Annotated in this window: 15 protein-coding genes and 1 pseudogene; 6 read left to right on the forward strand and 10 right to left on the reverse strand. The window is 39.5% G+C overall.

The annotated features are described in order from the left end of the window. Window positions 1-341: 341 nt before the first annotated feature. Entirely contained in the window at window positions 342-1,256 is a 915-nt protein-coding gene (locus PR675_RS11800; RefSeq protein ID WP_060561257.1) for a LysR family transcriptional regulator, read from the forward strand. Here PR675_RS11800 and PR675_RS11805 read toward each other — a convergent pair. Together PR675_RS11805 and PR675_RS11810 are read right to left on the reverse strand one after the other, a co-directional pair. Continuing rightward, the gene (locus PR675_RS11805; protein ID WP_060561258.1) at window positions 1,240-1,833 is read right to left on the reverse strand and encodes an L-threonylcarbamoyladenylate synthase; all 594 of its coding nucleotides are present in this window, start codon (window positions 1,831-1,833) and stop codon (window positions 1,240-1,242) included. The genes PR675_RS11800 and PR675_RS11805 overlap by 17 nt on opposite strands. Before the next feature lie 33 nt (window positions 1,834-1,866). Then, window positions 1,867-2,646 (reverse strand): L-threonylcarbamoyladenylate synthase, encoded by a 780-nt coding sequence (locus PR675_RS11810; protein WP_060561259.1) that lies wholly within the window; start codon window positions 2,644-2,646, stop codon window positions 1,867-1,869. A 239-nt stretch (window positions 2,647-2,885) separates the two neighbouring features. Between PR675_RS11810 and PR675_RS11815 the strand changes: the two genes are divergently transcribed. The 5 genes and pseudogenes from PR675_RS11815 to PR675_RS11835 all read left to right on the forward strand — a co-directional run. Beyond that, window positions 2,886-3,368 (forward strand): YbhB/YbcL family Raf kinase inhibitor-like protein, encoded by a 483-nt coding sequence (locus PR675_RS11815; RefSeq protein WP_060561260.1) that lies wholly within the window; start codon window positions 2,886-2,888, stop codon window positions 3,366-3,368. A gap of 10 nt (window positions 3,369-3,378) precedes the next feature. Then, on the forward strand, window positions 3,379-3,939 hold the full coding sequence (locus PR675_RS11820; RefSeq protein WP_060561261.1) for a hypothetical protein: 561 nt from the start codon (window positions 3,379-3,381) through the stop codon (window positions 3,937-3,939). Between the two features lie 138 nt (window positions 3,940-4,077). After that, the gene (locus PR675_RS11825; RefSeq protein ID WP_227698365.1) at window positions 4,078-5,409 is read left to right on the forward strand and encodes a 3-isopropylmalate dehydratase large subunit; all 1,332 of its coding nucleotides are present in this window, start codon (window positions 4,078-4,080) and stop codon (window positions 5,407-5,409) included. After that, a complete protein-coding gene (locus tag PR675_RS11830; protein WP_060561262.1) occupies window positions 5,406-5,948 on the forward strand; it encodes a LeuD/DmdB family oxidoreductase small subunit in 543 nt (180 codons plus the stop codon). Before PR675_RS11825 ends, PR675_RS11830 begins: the two co-directional genes overlap by 4 nt. A gap of 297 nt (window positions 5,949-6,245) precedes the next feature. Next, window positions 6,246-6,386 (forward strand): annotated as a pseudogene (locus tag PR675_RS11835) (IS256 family transposase); the annotation flags it as partial. An 81-nt stretch (window positions 6,387-6,467) separates the two neighbouring features. Here PR675_RS11835 and argD read toward each other — a convergent pair. The 8 genes from argD to agaV form a co-directional block, all read right to left on the reverse strand. Further along, window positions 6,468-7,682, reverse strand: a complete 1,215-nt coding sequence (gene argD / locus PR675_RS11840; RefSeq protein ID WP_060561263.1) for a bifunctional acetylornithine/succinyldiaminopimelate transaminase — start codon at window positions 7,680-7,682, stop codon at window positions 6,468-6,470. A gap of 129 nt (window positions 7,683-7,811) precedes the next feature. After that, window positions 7,812-8,387 (reverse strand): aminodeoxychorismate synthase component II, encoded by a 576-nt coding sequence (locus PR675_RS11845; RefSeq protein WP_004923848.1) that lies wholly within the window; start codon window positions 8,385-8,387, stop codon window positions 7,812-7,814. A gap of 326 nt (window positions 8,388-8,713) precedes the next feature. Continuing rightward, window positions 8,714-9,862, reverse strand: coding sequence for an N-acetylglucosamine-6-phosphate deacetylase (nagA, locus tag PR675_RS11850; RefSeq protein WP_081045583.1), 1,149 nt, complete (start codon window positions 9,860-9,862; stop codon window positions 8,714-8,716). 44 nt (window positions 9,863-9,906) lie between these two features. Further along, complete coding sequence (locus PR675_RS11855; protein WP_036942171.1) at window positions 9,907-10,761, reverse strand: tagatose bisphosphate family class II aldolase; 855 nt, start codon at window positions 10,759-10,761, stop codon at window positions 9,907-9,909. A gap of 9 nt (window positions 10,762-10,770) precedes the next feature. Beyond that, window positions 10,771-11,205 (reverse strand): PTS galactosamine/N-acetylgalactosamine transporter subunit IIA, encoded by a 435-nt coding sequence (agaF, locus tag PR675_RS11860; protein WP_004923836.1) that lies wholly within the window; start codon window positions 11,203-11,205, stop codon window positions 10,771-10,773. Between the two features lie 12 nt (window positions 11,206-11,217). Beyond that, entirely contained in the window at window positions 11,218-12,111 is an 894-nt protein-coding gene (locus tag PR675_RS11865) for a PTS system mannose/fructose/sorbose family transporter subunit IID (RefSeq protein ID WP_036942174.1), read from the reverse strand. Further along, window positions 12,101-12,883 (reverse strand): PTS N-acetylgalactosamine transporter subunit IIC, encoded by a 783-nt coding sequence (agaW, locus tag PR675_RS11870; RefSeq protein ID WP_004923830.1) that lies wholly within the window; start codon window positions 12,881-12,883, stop codon window positions 12,101-12,103. Before agaW ends, PR675_RS11865 begins: the two co-directional genes overlap by 11 nt. Window positions 12,884-12,893: 10 nt before the next feature. Beyond that, a complete protein-coding gene (gene agaV / locus PR675_RS11875) occupies window positions 12,894-13,376 on the reverse strand; it encodes a PTS N-acetylgalactosamine transporter subunit IIB (RefSeq protein ID WP_014656972.1) in 483 nt (160 codons plus the stop codon). Window positions 13,377-13,385: the final 9 nt, after the last annotated feature.

Genomic DNA, 13,385 nt, shown 5'->3' on the forward strand with positions numbered 1-13,385 from the left:
GCACATTCTTCCTATTCGACAGCCTCAAGAAAAGAAGAGATAAAAAAGAGAGTAGAGCGTCGGTATATCAACGATAAAAGCGGTAAAGAAAGTCATTGCTGTGGCAGCGATGGGTTAATGAAACTATATCGTATGTTGGTCTAAATGTTGTAAAACACCTCTTCTAAGATTGTATTTTATGCACTGCAAAATATTCTACTTTTAATTTTCATTATCTATTGATTAAATGTAAATTATTTGTAATTGACCTTGCATTAATGTTACATGTTGGTTATAAAATAACGTGTTTTAAACGGCTTGATTGGTTTTTGGAGTTACTATCGTTTTAAAAGGCATTCAAAATGTATGGAATAGAGAATTTGACATCTATGGGGATTTTTGCATGTGTGGTCGAGTGTTTAAGTTTCACTGATGCCGCTAAATTGCTTGGAATGTCCAAGTCGTCAGTAAGTCGAGAGATTTCCACTTTAGAGATAAGATTAGGGGAGTCCCTACTGAAGAGAACGACTCGTAAAATTGAAATAACAGAGTTTGGATTAAACTATTATCAATATTGCTTCAAAATATTGAACGAATTAAAAGAATCTGAAAGTTTTGTTAAAGGCTATTACGAGAAACCGGCAGGAACAATCGCAATGCTTGCTCCAACAACTTTTGGTATTCAATGTGTTGTTCCTACCTTAAATTCTTTTCTATCACATAACATTCATGCCAAAATTGATTTAGACCTTTCAGATAAAATAATTGATATTAAAAACAGTAGTTATGATATAGCAATTCATGTTTCTCAAGATACACCCTTACATGAACACTGCAAGTTTATAGGTTCAATTCAGTGGGGGTTGTATGCCACACCACGATACATTGCACAAATTAAGAAGATAAATGCCCCTTCTGATTTACCTACTCGTGACTTCCTTCTCTTTCGTGGCATAGCGAGAACATTATCTTTATCTTTTAAGCGAGAAAAACAGAGAGTGGATATCAGCGTACAAAGTCGATTTCGTAGTAATAATAGTATTGCATTGATGAGCATGGCACTTTCAGATTTTGGAATTGCATATTTACCAAATTATGTTGCTAGTGAATATCTGGCCTTGGGGAAACTTGAAAGAATATTACCGAATTGGAGTATGGATGAATATAAAATATGGCTATTATTAAAAACCAAGGACACTCTTACATCGAGTGTCAAAAACTTTACGAGTGAATTACAAAAATGTATTACTAAAGATCGAGTTAAAGATAATCAGTAATATCTAACTCTCCTTGCCTAAGAATTGTAATTGTGTCATTTATTAGAGATATGTGTGTAGTAGCTTTGGTTTGCATATTCTTATTTCTAGTGGGTACGACAAGGTCAACAGCAGTGCCGAAACCTTCTCTGGCTTTCGTAAAACTAACAAGCTTAGTTGAATTGCCATAATAACCAGCAGGAATAACGGCTAAAGGCATTCCTAAAACGGTAATAATTTCGCGGAAAATAGCGTTTTTAACACATACTACAGCAATTGATTTATCCGGTAGGATGTTATTAAAAGCCGCTTCGCTTGCTTTTAAACTAATTTTTAATGGGCCAGGCCAAAAAGTGTTGCTCAGTATATCAAGTTGAATTCTCTCCCATGCACTAACATCAATCCAATCCCAGATTTGTTCTAATTCAGTAAAACAAAATGTGATTTCTTTTACATTCAGTATGGATTTTTGATTAACCAACCAATCTAAGGCCTTAGCGCTATTCGGATTTACAGCAATAGCAAAATGAGTATCAGATGGCACTAAAATAGTGCCATCGTTGTTCAGTATATTAATAACTCGTTCTATAAATGACATGATTGCTCTTTAAGGCGCTAATGCGCCTATATTTTAGTAGTAGTCACCGTGCCGAAAATCCCATGAATTAAATGTATTTGATAATATTTTAATAATCTTATCTACATCCAGCCCCTTACGGATAAGGACAGGACACGGAGTTATATTCCTGTTTTTTTGTTGTTCAGGCACAATGTTCCCTTTTTTATCAACCATGGAAATCATTACACCTTGTTCGTACCTTGTTTTTTCAGTTTCATTAGGCTGAATGGATTTGACATAGTCATTGGCACAGATGATTAAATCAGTATATTCTTCGATACGAGAGCCAATGTTTTCTACTAAACCTCTATTTCCTTGTCCGGATGGATTGGCTGAGCTAGCAAATGATAATTTCCCGTGCTTTTCCCATAACGATTTAGCGATAATTTCTCCAGGTTTACCAAATTTAATGACAAAACAGCTAGTACGGCGGTTGTCCATCATTAATTCTTTGATTCCATTCGAAGGTAGGTTGTTAATAGCTTCTTCTTTCCACGGCAAAATGCATCCCAAAAGAATGTCCTCATCCCAATGAGTTTGATAAAATTTTTCAATCTCTGGCGTCATTTGCGCTAAGCTTTTTAACTGCTCAATACTTCCACACAATACAACACCGGGCTTATTTCGATTTCTTTGTTTTGCTTCAAATTTACGCTCTAAGCCTTCTTTGTCTGAAGTCATAATGATATATCCTACCTTGGTAGGGCAAACAATCATTCCACCAGGAGCAGATAAAACCTTCAAAGCCTCAGGTTGCTCACTACCATTCCAAACTACTTTTTTATCATTCATATTTTGCTCTCATCTTTATCAATACAGTTATGTTCCATATAGATTGACTGCAATGTCTGATGTGACCAACTAGATTGTCAAATTCGAAATGATTGTTTAAGAGCTGCAACAATTAATAGCAATAACAATAAAATCCCCTATTTTGTAAAAAATCATTTAATAGAATCATTGCCTTTCATTTAACTATAGGTGGTCGAATGTTTAACTATGCATTTAATGAATTTTAATAGGGCTAAAATATGAAATTACAAGTTGTTGGTTCTAATGAGTATGCTTTTTTAAGTAAAGACAATGAATTTAATTTTTTTGGCGGAAATGGAGAAAATAAATCCCCTGAGCTTTCATGGACAGATGTACCTGGTGGAACTAAAAGCTTTGCTGTGACAGTTTACGATCCGGACGCACCGACTGGTAGCGGCTTTTGGCATTGGATAGCATACGATATACCACATACCGTTAGAGTTCTTCCTGAAAACTCGGGTTCTAATATTGTTGCTAACAAGCTAAACATGAAACAGGCGGTTTCCGATTTTGGTCAATTAGGATATGGTGGCTGTTGTCCACCCGAAGGCGGCTCACCCCATCGATATATATTTTGTGTTTACGCCCTCAGTATAGAATCTCTTCCAGTCACCGCGGAAACCTCAAATGCAGTTATTAGGTACTTGATACATACCAATACAATTCAGAAAGCCGAATTTACAACCCTATATAAACGTTGATGAGATTGCTGTGGACATAAACATAAAAAAGATATGGATAGCAGTTACTAAACATCCTTTTAAATTAGTTGCAGTTATATTTTTTATTTCATTCTTTTCATTTTATATATATGGATATGACAACTCGAGCAAAGAAGCATTTATTAATGCCCGAGTGGCGCGAATATTGTCCCCAACACAAGGTACCCTTAATTTTTCTCACGGGATATTTCCTGGACAACATGTAGCTAAAAATCAAATGATTGGCTCTGTGCTGGCTGCCCCAGCTAATGATCAAATCATTCAGTTAACAGCACAATATAATGAATTAGATATACAAATAGCGGTAGTTAAAGAGCAGATTACAGGACTAGAGAAACGTCTTGCTATATATAAGACGCAACAAGAAAAATACATATCAGAAAGTGAGGTTCAACGAAAACTAGAGCTAAATCAGGCCAAATCAATACTGCTACAGTTAAGAAATGAATTGAAGGCTATTGATGAAAAAACGAGAGACTTTGTGCTGATAATTTTCAGTATATTTTATTTAATTGGGACTTCTATTGTATCTATTTTTTTCTCTAATTAATTAAAACACTAATAGTATTAATGCAAATTTGGAACAATTTAACCATATTTAGGAAATAAAAGTCTATTTAATATAATAATCATTGCACGTTCCAAAAATTTAAATTCTAATTATTTAACTTAAAGTGGAGAGATGAGCATGCAATCACCTGTAACAAATAATAAGAACCATTCAATGACGCTGACAGAGAAAATATTAGCGCGTGCTAGTGGCCGAGAATTTGTAGTGCCAGACGAAGTCGTTTTTGTGAAAGTTGATGTATTAATGTCTCATGACCCTTGCACTCCGGGCCTTGCTAGTGTGTTAAAGAAAGAATTCGGTGAAAATGCAAAGGTCTGGGATCCAACACGTTTTATAATGATTCCTGATCATTTCACTTATTCAGCCGATCCGCAGGCGAATCATAATATACGTATTATGCGTGAATTTGCTAAAGAACAAAAGATTAGCCATTTTTATGATGTGGGAACACCAAACTATAAAGGAGTCTGTCACATAGGTTTAGTTGAAGGTGGTCACGCACGTCCCGGAGAGGTATTACTAGGAACTGATTCACATACTGTAACTGCTGGTGCTTTTGGAGCATTTGCGATAGGTGTAGGTATTACAGATGGCGCTTATACATTAGGTACCGGAGAAATTCCTTTAAAAGTGCCTACCACAATACGTGTCAATTATACTGGCACTAAGCCTCCAAGTGTACAAGCTAAAGATTTAATTCTAGTTTTACTGAAACAATTGGGTGTGGCAGGCGCAACCTATCAAGCTATTGAATTTGGTGGAAATGTTATAGATGAATTGTCGATAGATGAACGAATGACTCTGTGTAATATGGTTGTGGAGTCAGGCGCGAAAAATGGGATCATGGTTCCCAACAAAGCCACCTTAGAATACTTGGACTCCAGGACAAATGTCCCTTTTACTGTAGTTGAGCCTGATGTTAATGCAAATTATAAGCATACAATTAATATTGATGTAAGCAAGTTGACTCCGATGGTTGCAAAACCTCATTCTCCAGATAATGTGGTACCTATCAATGAGCTGGGTGGTATTTCAATTCAACAGGCATATATTGGTTCGTGCACTGGAGGAAAGACGGAAGACTTCATATCTGCAGCTCGTGTTTTAAAAGGTCATAAAGTAATCATCCCAACTTATGCAGTTCCAGCCACTAAAGAAATATTTCATAATCTAATAACTACCTATATAGATGGTGTTTCGGTGTATCAAATACTTATTGAGGCAGGAATAAATCTTTCTTCGGAACCTGGCTGCGCAGCTTGTTGCGGTGGTCCTTCCGATACATTTGGCCGTATTAACGATCCCATAAGTGTTATATCAACAACTAATCGTAACTTTGTTGGTCGTATGGGAAATAAAGGCGCATTAATATATTTGTCATCCCCTTATTCTGTAGCTGCAACAGCTATTACCGGTGTAATAACAAATCCAGAGCGGTTTTTATCATGATTAATCAATCAAACATTCTTCGCGGCAAAGTCTACGTCTTGGGAGATAATATTGATACAGATCAAATTTTATCTGCTGAATACCTTAAAGTGAATCCAGCCACTGAAGAGGGGAGAAAAGAACTTGCAACACTAGCTATGTGTGGATTACCTGAAGGCTCGATTCCATTTGTGGACAAAAATACAGGCAAAGCTAAATATGATTTCATCCTAGCAAAAAATAATTTTGGATGTGGTTCCTCAAGAGAACACGCGGTCGTATCGCTTGGAGCATCTGGAGTTAAAGCTGTTATAGCGTTATCTTTTGCAAGAATTTTTTTTAGAAACTGTGTATCAACAGGGGAGTTGATGCCAATTACAATACAAAATAGTCACTTTCTGGACTGTATTAAAACGGGAGATATGATTGAAATTAATTTGAAAACTAATCAGATAGTAATACATGGAGAGACTTTAAATATGGCCCCAATCGGAGAACTTGCAAGTATTGTATCCGCAGGGGGGCTATTTGCCTATGCTCGACAAAATGAAAAAATGTAGAGCATTTATAAAACCATAAAGGACAAACAAAGCGCCTCACTTTCTCAGGGCAAGTCGCTTGTTTGTGTGTAGTGGCATAGTTAATTTGGCCACCTAAATAGAGCTGTTATTATACACTGCATAACTTAACAGGTGACATGTATAACAAAGCAAATTCGACGTAACTTCAGGGCGGAATTTAAACGAGAAGCGGCTCAATCAGTTCACTCGACGGCTGACTAAACTGATCGTTGAAACAACATTAAATATGGAATTGACTGAACACTTTGAGCATGAAAAAATCCCCCTCAATCAGGCTCTAATGATCCTGTGCGTAAAGTCATTTATTTAGCGATTGAATCGGCCTCTAAAAAGTAGAGTATGCCAATTCAAAACGGGAAACAGGCAATGAGCCGTTTTATTATTGTATTTGGTGACCGCCTAGATGGTCACCTTTAATGAAAGGCAAATACCCCAAATTATTTATAGGGTCAAAAAGACTCAAAGAGGTATTAACCTCTTTGAGTGTTAAAAATGTATTTATTTCAGAATACGTTCAATCGCTTTTTCTAATTTCAACATACCACTATTAACTTCTTCTTCCGAAATAATTAACGATGGCGTAAAACGTAATACATTAGCGCCAGCATTAAGCATCATTAATCCTTCATTGGCACAAGCTTGTAAAATATCTTTCGAACGATCTTTTAATTCCCCTTTAAGCTCTGCACCAATTAATAGCCCCATACCTCTAATTTCAGCAAAAATATTATATTTCTCATTCAGCTTATTCAAATGAGCAACAAATAATTCACGACGCTTTGTCACACCATCAAGTACCTCTTTTGTATTGATAATATCAAATGCTGCATTACCAACCGCACAGGCTAATGGGTTACCACCATAAGTGGTACCGTGAGTTCCCAACCCCATAGCTTGCGCAATTTCATGGGTTGTTAACATTGCACTGATAGGGAAACCGCCACCTAAAGCCTTAGCTGTAGTCAGAATATCCGGTGTCACGCCGTAGTGCATATAAGAGAATAACTGCCCAGTGCGCCCCATACCACTTTGTACTTCATCAAATACCAGTAATGCATTGTTATCATCACATAGCTTACGCACACCTTGCATAAACTCTTGCGTGGCAGCAGTCACACCACCTTCCCCTTGAACAGGCTCTAATACCACCGCACAGGTATTTTCATCTATCACCGCTTTCACGGCATCGAGATCATTAAATGGCACATGAATAATATCAGCAGGTTTCGGCCCAAAACCATCCGCATATTTCGCTTGGCCTCCAACTGAAACCGTAAAGAAAGTACGCCCGTGGAAAGCTTGTTTGAACGCAATAATTTTGGTTTTATATGGGCTGTGCTTGGTAATGGCATAATGGCGCGCTAACTTAAACGCAGCTTCATTAGCTTCCGCCCCTGAATTGGCGAAGAACACTCGCTCAGCAAACGTCGCATTGATCAGCTTCTGTGCCAATCTTAAGGTTGGCTCATTAGTAAAAATATTACTGACATGCCATAGTTTCTCACTTTGCTCACGAACAGCAGCAACTAATGCGGGATGACAATGGCCTAATGCCAATACCGCGATCCCACCAGCAAAATCGATATATTCTTTACCTTGCTGATCCCAAACTCGGCTACCTTCCCCACGGACAGGAATAAATTCCGCTGGAGAATAAATAGGTAAAATAACCTGATCATAAGTTTGCCGATTTACTGCTTGTGGTTCTTTCATACCCCTCACCTGCCTTATCCAATGCCTAAGTGAAAATATAATCATTAAATATGAATAAAAAATCACAAAAGAGCAATAGCAAAGCGAGTGATGGGAATGAATTTATTTTTTTATAGATACAGTGAGTAACTAATATTTTAAAAAATTATTCAGCAATTCATGGCCTTGTTCACTCAGAATACTTTCTGGGTGAAACTGAACCCCCTCAATTGGCAGAGTTTTATGACGTATTCCCATAATTTCATCTACGTCACCGTTATTCAGTGACCATGCTGAGACATCAAAAGACGCTGGTAATGTTTCTGCGGCAATAACGAGAGAATGATAACGTGTAACTGTTAGTGGCCGATTTAAACCTTTAAATACCCCTTGGTGGTTATGATGAATAGCCGATGTTTTGCCATGCATCACTTCTCTAGCCTTCACAACCGTTGCACCAAAGGCTTGACCGATCGCTTGATGACCAAGACAAATGCCTAAGATAGGGATTTTCCCTGCAAAATATTTAATTGCTTCAAGAGAGATCCCTGCCTCATCAGGCGTACAAGGGCCTGGTGAGATCACTAGGTGTGTAGGCGCTAACAACTCTATCTCTTCGATAGAAATTTCATCATTACGTTTAACGAGTACTTCCGCCCCTAATTCACAGAAGTATTGATATAGGTTATAAGTAAATGAATCGTAATTATCAATAAGTAAAAGCATAGTAGCCTATCCGACTGATTTTTATCATTATATGTTATATTCCCATACACAGTTTTTTGCGCTTAGCAATCAGAACTCTGACTAAAAAATAGCAAAAAATAGTCGGGGGCAGGTATCATAACACAGCCGAAGCAGGAAAATAGCCTATTTAAATCAAGTAATCTGATTTACTGAAGCCAGTTTCCATATAAAAATCATGGAATTATATTCACATACTGATAACAAGTTATTCTTAATTAATAAGAATAACAACGTTCCATTCTACATCTATTCATACAATTGCAAGACAACCGCTTAGGGCATGGCGTTTCATACCCTAAATCTGTTTATCGTTGAAAAACCCGCTTACCGTTTACAAAGGTTGCTTGTATTTCGCCTGCTGTATCACAGAGCGTTAAATTCGCTTGCTTGCTGGGGGCGATTGATCCCAGACGATCCGCAATACCTAATGCTTTTGCTGGATATAAACTGCCATGTAACCATGCTTGTGCGAATGATATGTCGCAAGCTTGCTGCAATGTTTTCACTCCTTGTTCGAGGGGTAAGGTACTCCCTGCGAGGCTACCACTTTCTGTTCTGACAACCCCCTTTTTCATCTGCACAGTCATTTCACCGAGAGAGTATTCACCATCAGGCATGCCAGTAGCACGCATCGCATCTGTAATCAGTAGTAACCGCTCCCCACAGCAGCGGTAAACCACTTTGATAGCGGCAGGATGTACATGATGACCATCACAGATTAATTCAACCTGACATTGGTCGTTGGTTAAGGCTGCACCGACCATGCCTGGCTCACGATGATGTAGGCCATTCATGCCGTTATAGCAATGAACAACCCCATCCGCACCTTGATTTAGCCCATCCTGAGTCAATGCATAATCCGCACTGGAGTGGCCAAGCATGACACGGATCCCTTGTGATTTTAACCAAGGTATTAGCTCAAGAGAGGTTGGATGCTCGGGTGCGAGAGCTACACATTTTAAACTTCCTTCAGCAAGTGATATCCATTGCTGTAATAGGGCTTTCTCAGGTTGGTGCAATAAGCTTTCTGGGTGAGCTCCTTTATGTTGGGCCGTAAAAAATGGCCCTTCAAGATAACTTCCTAGAATTTCGGCGCCATCTACCCCTTGCTTCTGACTATCTTTCACTTGAACCAATGCCCGCTCAATATCTTTATGCTGGGCGGTCACTGTTGTTGCTAAAAATGCGCCAACGCCTTTCGATGCTAAGAAACGAGATATATTATTGAGCGATTCATGGGTCGCATCCATCACATCGGCACCAGCACTACCATGAATGTGGGTATCAATAAGTGCAGGCAATAATGTGAATGGCAATAGCTCTTCAGCAGACTTCGTATTCGGGATAACGTGTTGGATACACCCATTATCATTCAATACGACTAAAACATTATCAGCCCACCCAGAAGGCAATAATGCCCTACGAACATATATCTGTTTATCTGATTTCATCATCTTACATCCTATCAGTGCCTCTTGTATGCGTCAGTAAACACGGCTTACATCATACCTGCACTGCCACAAATATTGATTTTACTTTCAACGACTTTACGCATTGCCTCTTTACCTGGTGTAATATATTTACGAGGGTCATTAGCGTCTGGGTGCTCAGCAAAATGCGCTTTGACAGCATCCGCAAAAGCAATTTTTAAATCTGTTGCCACATTCACTTTGCACACACCAAGTGAAATCGCTCGTTTAATCATCTCTTCAGGGATACCAGAAGCACCGTGTAGGACCAAAGGAATATCGACTTGCTGTTTAATCGCCGCTAAACGCTCAAAATCAAGGTGAGGTTCACCATGATATAAGCCATGGGCGGATCCTATCGCGACGGCCAATGAATCAATACCTGTACGCGTGATATACTCTTTCGCCGCCATAGGATCAGTATAGAAGCTATCTTTGCTATCAACGACTAAATCGTCCTCTTGCCCCCCTAATCGCCCTAACTCCGCCTCAACGCTGACATCATAATTTTGGCAATATTTCACGACTCTACTGACGGCTTCGATATTCTGTTCGAAAGCAAAGTGAGAGCCATCAATCATCACAGAACGAATACCGGCACGTACTTTATGGCAAATATCGTCATACTCCTCATGGTGATCAAGATGTAATGCAATCGGTAAGTGATTCACTCGTGCAGCTTCACGACAAATCGATACCATGTATTCCAATCCTGCATAAGTAAACGTGCTCGGTGTTCCTGCTAAAATAACGGGGGATGACATTGCTGCTGCTGTTTCGACAACAACTTGAACAGTTTCAAGGTTATGTACATTAAAAGCGGGAACTGCATAACCATTACGTTGTGCTTTTTTCAACATTTCACGGTTAGAAATTAAATACATATGCTCTCCTTAAATGCCATCATCATGAGCAACAGATTGTTTTTCACGTTGTTGCTCATGCCACAAACTGGTTAAACCCCGATGCCCACACTCCAATGCCATATCGCGGAATTCTGTTACTGACATTCCATCCCTCTCCAGCATCATTTCTGCGACCATTTGCATATTGGTTCCAGTGATAACTTGGTAGTTTTGATTTTCCAAGGCCATCAATGACGCTTGCCGAAATGGTGAGCCACCTAATAAATCTGTTAAAAAAACGACACCATCACCTTGATCACATTGCTGACTTGCCTTTCTTAATGCTTGTTGAAGCGAATCGGTACACATTCCCTCAGGAAAATCTATCGCAACACATTGTTCTTGTGGGCCAATAACCTGTTGTACTGCTTGTAACAGGCCACTAGCAAAACCTCCATGGCCTGTAATGACGACACCTAACATTTGCCATTCCTCTTATAAGAATCCAACTAATTTACCAAGCACGCCAAATACCACGGTGACACCAATTAATTTCACAGGTGAAAAACCTTTTTTCATTAGCCAGTAGACAAGTAACGTAAAGCTTAATGGCAATAAATTTGGCATCAGTTTGTCTAGAACGTCTGTCTGTAAAGCCACTTTTGCTTCACCAGCCGTCATGATTAGTGGTGTAGAAAGATGCACATAAGAGGCAACTAGGGCGCCGATAACCGTCATTCCAACAATAGAAGCGGCATGTGAGATATTTTTGGTATGTGCTTTTAGCATGGCTATCGCTTTTGTTCCCGCGCGATAACCATAATGAGCCAGTCCAAAACGCAATGCGAAATGCACGATATTGAACATAAGCAGAAAAATAATCGGCCCAAATAAACTGCCTTGTAGTGCGAGTGATGCCCCAATACCAGCACAGATGGGCAATAAGGTTAGCCAGAACAACGCATCGCCGATGCCGCCTAGCGGCCCCATTAACGCTATTTTCACTGCACGAATGGTGGAAATCTTCTCCTTGCTACGCTCCATCGCTAGCACTAAACCGGATAAAAATGTCACATCAAATGGATGCACATTGATAAATTCCATGTGCATTTTCATAGAATTAGATAAATCTTCCGGTTTTTTATGAATTTTACGTAACGCTGGGATCAAGGTATAAAGCCAACCGCCAGCTTGCATACGTTCATAGTTAAAAGAAGCTTGTAGTAATAGCGAACGCAGTGCCATAACGTTAATATCACGGTGAGTCAGTGCTGTTGCAGGTTCGCTATCAAGGTAATCATCACGCTCAACCTGACTAGTTGCCATCGCTTGAGCCATTCGTTGCTCCGCTTTTGCTGCCAGAGCTTCATCATTGTCATTAAATGCCATCATTCATCTCCTGAGCAACTTTAGGTGAGCTGCCGTTATCATTGTTGTCATTACGTGTGCGGTTGAAGAAATCAATCAGTGCGATTGCAAACGCGCCAAGTGCGACCGCAATAATGGGCATATTCAGGAAAGTCACTGAAATAAAACCAAGAATAAAATAGGCAACATACGTCTTTTTCATCATGATTTTCATCAGTAGTGAGAAACCAATCGCAGGCATCATGCCACCTGCCACAGCTAAGCCATCCAATAGCCATTGAGGTGCTTTTTGCACCATGGCGCTTGCGGCATCAGCACCAAAGTAGATGGGTAAGAAAGCAACAATAAAGTAGAAAGAAAACAGAATCAGGATCCCAAAATAGTTCACCATCTCAATACCGCGCCAATTGAGCTTTTTCACCATTTCGTCGCATTTATGCATCATGGGTGAATAGAGTGTGAACAGTAATGTGATACAGCCTTGTACCGCGATAGAAAACGGTACAGCAATACCGATAGCAACTTTAGGATCCGCATGTGTCATGATGGCAAATGTCGTGCCAATAATACCGCCAATCACGACATTGGGTGGCTGAGCACCAGCAAGTGGCACCATCCCCATCCAAACCAGCTCTAACGTTCCTCCGACTAATAACCCCGTTTGCACATCACCTAAAATCAATCCAACAATAGGCCCAATAACCACAGGTCGATGGAAGTGTGTCAAACCATTAAATAAATCGACCCCCGCGATCCCAGCAATCAAAGCGATAAGTAGTGCGTCAGTCATCATACTGACCTCCTTAGCTAATTAGCTTAGAGACGGCTTCCCCCGCCTCATCAGGTACACGACGAATTTCACAAGTGATCCCTAATTTTTCTAATTCGCGGAATGCATTAATATCGCTATCATCCACAGAGACCGTTTTATGAATTTGTTTTTTACCTTCGATAAAGTGCATATTGCCAACATTGACAAATTTGATAGGAACTCCACCTTGAACTAGGGTGAGTACATCTTGAGGCGTTTTACAAACGATAAAAATCTTTTGTCGATCCGCAGCCTTATGGATCACATCAATGGTTTTTTGCAGCGTAAAATAGCGAGTTTGTACACCATCGGAAACCACCATATCCATCAAAGATTGAGCAACGGGATCAACGGCGGCTTCATCATTTGCAACAACCACTAAATTAGCACCAAGAGAATTTGTCCAAGTCACGCCAACTTGACCATGGATCAAACGATTATCGATACGAGTCATCAATATATTTGGGGTAGACATACTCACTCC

Origin of the sequence: Providencia sp. PROV261, from assembly GCF_028477945.1 — a bacterium.
GTDB lineage: Bacteria > Pseudomonadota > Gammaproteobacteria > Enterobacterales > Enterobacteriaceae > Providencia > Providencia stuartii.

Bases quoted from the DNA above. Each gene is read 5' to 3' on its own strand.
- agaF (WP_004923836.1), bottom strand. From the start codon at position 11,205: ATGTTAGGTGTCGTCATTACAGGCCATGGAGGTTTTGCTAGTGGCCTG.
- PR675_RS11805 (WP_060561258.1), bottom strand. From the start codon at position 1,833: ATGTCATTTATAGAACGAGTTATTAATATACTGAACAACGATGGCACT.
- PR675_RS11855 (WP_036942171.1), bottom strand. From the start codon at position 10,761: ATGTATTTAATTTCTAACCGTGAAATGTTGAAAAAAGCACAACGTAAT.
- PR675_RS11845 (WP_004923848.1), bottom strand. From the start codon at position 8,387: ATGCTTTTACTTATTGATAATTACGATTCATTTACTTATAACCTATAT.
- PR675_RS11800 (WP_060561257.1), top strand. From the start codon at position 342: ATGTATGGAATAGAGAATTTGACATCTATGGGGATTTTTGCATGTGTG.
- agaV (WP_014656972.1), bottom strand. From the start codon at position 13,376: ATGTCTACCCCAAATATATTGATGACTCGTATCGATAATCGTTTGATC.
- PR675_RS11865 (WP_036942174.1), bottom strand. From the start codon at position 12,111: ATGGCATTTAATGACAATGATGAAGCTCTGGCAGCAAAAGCGGAGCAA.
- argD (WP_060561263.1), bottom strand. From the start codon at position 7,682: ATGAAAGAACCACAAGCAGTAAATCGGCAAACTTATGATCAGGTTATT.
- PR675_RS11810 (WP_060561259.1), bottom strand. From the start codon at position 2,646: ATGAATGATAAAAAAGTAGTTTGGAATGGTAGTGAGCAACCTGAGGCT.
- PR675_RS11815 (WP_060561260.1), top strand. From the start codon at position 2,886: ATGAAATTACAAGTTGTTGGTTCTAATGAGTATGCTTTTTTAAGTAAA.
- PR675_RS11830 (WP_060561262.1), top strand. From the start codon at position 5,406: ATGATTAATCAATCAAACATTCTTCGCGGCAAAGTCTACGTCTTGGGA.
- agaW (WP_004923830.1), bottom strand. From the start codon at position 12,883: ATGATGACTGACGCACTACTTATCGCTTTGATTGCTGGGATCGCGGGG.
- PR675_RS11825 (WP_227698365.1), top strand. From the start codon at position 4,078: ATGCAATCACCTGTAACAAATAATAAGAACCATTCAATGACGCTGACA.
- nagA (WP_081045583.1), bottom strand. From the start codon at position 9,862: ATGATGAAATCAGATAAACAGATATATGTTCGTAGGGCATTATTGCCT.